The organism is Achromobacter sp. K91 (assembly GCF_003576205.1).
GTDB classification, from domain to species: Bacteria; Pseudomonadota; Gammaproteobacteria; order Burkholderiales; family Burkholderiaceae_B; genus Achromobacter; species Achromobacter aegrifaciens.
On the sequence record NZ_QWFB01000028.1, the window covers coordinates 1 to 2,238 of the forward strand.

A 2,238-nucleotide genomic window follows, 5' to 3' on the forward strand; every position below is an offset into this window, starting at 1 on the left:
GCGTGTCGGGCGTGCGGCTGGCCGGGTCTACCCGGCAGAACACGCCGCCCTGGTTGATGCCCACCGCCAGTGGCCCGCCACGGAACAGCAGCCATTCCAGCCCCATGCGGGCGCGGCCCGTCAGGCTGCGCAACTGGTCGTTGGTGGTGATGGGGCGGGTGGTCTCGTAGATCAGGCGGATCTGCAGATGGTCCTGCAGGTTTTCGCCCACGCCCGGCAGGTCGCGCACCACGCCGATGCCGAACTGGCGCAGCAGGGCAGCGGGCCCGACGCCGGACAGCTGCAGCAGCTGCGGCGATTGCAGGGCGCCGGCGCACAGCACCACTTCGCGGCGGGCGCGCACGGTATGCACCTGGCCGTCGCGCCGGTAGCGCACGCCGCAGGCGCGCTTGCCTTCGAACAGTACGGCCATGGCGTGTGCGTCGGTTTCCACGCGCAGGTTGCTGCGGTCCTGCGCGGGACGCAGGTAGGCCACGGCGGTTGAGCAACGCCGGCCGTTGCGTGTGGTGAGCTGGTAGTAGCCCACGCCTTCCTGGTCGCCGGTATTGAAGTCCTGCACATGCGGCAGGCCCAGCTTTTGCGCGGCGCCTATCAACGCTTCCACCAGCGGATGCGCCGTCTTGATCGAGGTGGCGTTGAGCATGCCCTCGGTGCCGCGCGTGGGGCCGGGGCCGAGGTCATTGTTCTCGAGCTTGCGGAAGTAGGGCAGGCATTCGTCCCAGCTCCAGCCGGGATTGCCGGCGGCGGCCCAGGCGTCGTAGTCCTGCCGCTGGCCGCGGATGTAGATCAGGCCGTTGATGGAGCTCGAGCCGCCCAGCGTGCGCCCGCGCGGCCAATAGATGCGCCGGTCCAGCATGCCGGGGTCGGGGTCGGTGTAGTAGCCCCAGTTCAAGACCTTGTGGAACATCGTCTTGCCGTAGCCGATGGGGATGTGTATCCACGGGTTGCTGTCCTTGGGGCCGGCTTCCAGCAGGCAGACGCTGTGCGCGCCGCTGGCGCTCAGCCGGTTGGCCATCACGCATCCGGCCGAGCCGGCGCCAACCACGATGTAATCCACGGTATCGGACATGTCCGCAAGCTCTCCCTGCAGCAGGGCGCGGCGCCAAGCCTACGGCGCGTTAACCCTGCTTGTCGTTGTGGGGCGCACTTATATACTGGATCGATGCCGGCGCCTGAGCGCTGCGGCATTTGAGGCGATTCTAGGAAGCGCGCGCGCAGAGCAAAGCACAACAGGCGCGGGGGCGGAAAAGTGGAACAGAATATGCAGATTCAGTTTCAAAATCGCGGTGCAGCATCGGCGCAGCAGGCCGACGACGCCGCCACCCATCAAGAGGCCGCGCGTTCGCTGCGGGCGCTGGTGGTGCTGGATCACCTGGCGCGCGCCCAGCATCCACCCACGCTGGCGCAACTGGCGCAACGGCTGGACATGCCCAAGACCACCTTGATGCGCCTGCTGGCGGCCATGCAGCGTGCCGGCTTCGTGGCCGCCACGCCCACCGAGAACGGCTTCGTGCCGGGACCGCAGGCAGCGACCCTGGCCCTGGCAACTCTTCGCGCCTCGGCCTTCACGCGCGCCTGCCGCGCCGTGCTCGCCCAACTGGTCGGCACCCTGGGCGAAACCTGCAACCTGACCGCACCCGACGGCGATCGCGTGATCTACATGGAACGCGTGGAAACGGAGGAACCGCTGCGCCTGTTCTTCGCGGTGGGCAGCCACGTGCCCATGCACTGCACCGCCAGCGGCAAGTTGTTCCTGGCGTCCATGAATCGGCTGGAGCGCGGGCGGGTGCTGGCGCGCCTGCCGCTCACGCGCAACACGCCGCGCACGCTGACAGACCCGGCCAGGCTGGAAGAAGAACTCGAACGGCTGGCTGCGCGCGGCATTGGCATCGACAACGAGGAATTCGTGCGCGGCATGAGCGCCGTGGCAGTGCCGGTGCGCGACGCGGACGATCGCGTGGTGGCGGCCGTGGCCTGCCATGCGCCGACGGCGCGCGTCATGCTGGACGAGCTGCTGCGCGCGGTGCCGGTGCTGGAGCGCGCCGCGCGGGCCATGCACGACGTGCTGGCGCAGCACCGAAATGGCGCGACGTAGCGGCCCGGCCTGCGGGTTTTCAATCGGGCGTGAACAGGTCTGGCGGCAGGCGCGCCACGGCCTCGTAGGTCAGGCGGATGTGGGCGGCCAGCAATTCACAGGCGCGGTCCGCATCGCGCGCCAGCGTGGCGTCCAGGATGCCT

Annotated in this window: 2 protein-coding genes; one reads left to right on the forward strand and one right to left on the reverse strand. The window is 69.1% G+C overall.

Annotated features, from left to right (window positions below; all coding sequences use genetic code 11):
* The coding region (locus DXK93_RS11435) for a GMC family oxidoreductase (protein WP_119450107.1) at positions 1–1,069 on the reverse strand (1,069 nt) is incomplete at its 3' end.
* Positions 1,070–1,249: 180 nt separating this feature from the next.
* On the opposite strand from DXK93_RS11435, the gene DXK93_RS11440 reads away from it, so the two are divergent.
* Entirely contained in the window at positions 1,250–2,095 is an 846-nt protein-coding gene (locus tag DXK93_RS11440) for an IclR family transcriptional regulator (RefSeq protein WP_119450108.1), read from the forward strand.
* The last annotated feature ends 143 nt before the right edge of the window (positions 2,096–2,238 follow it).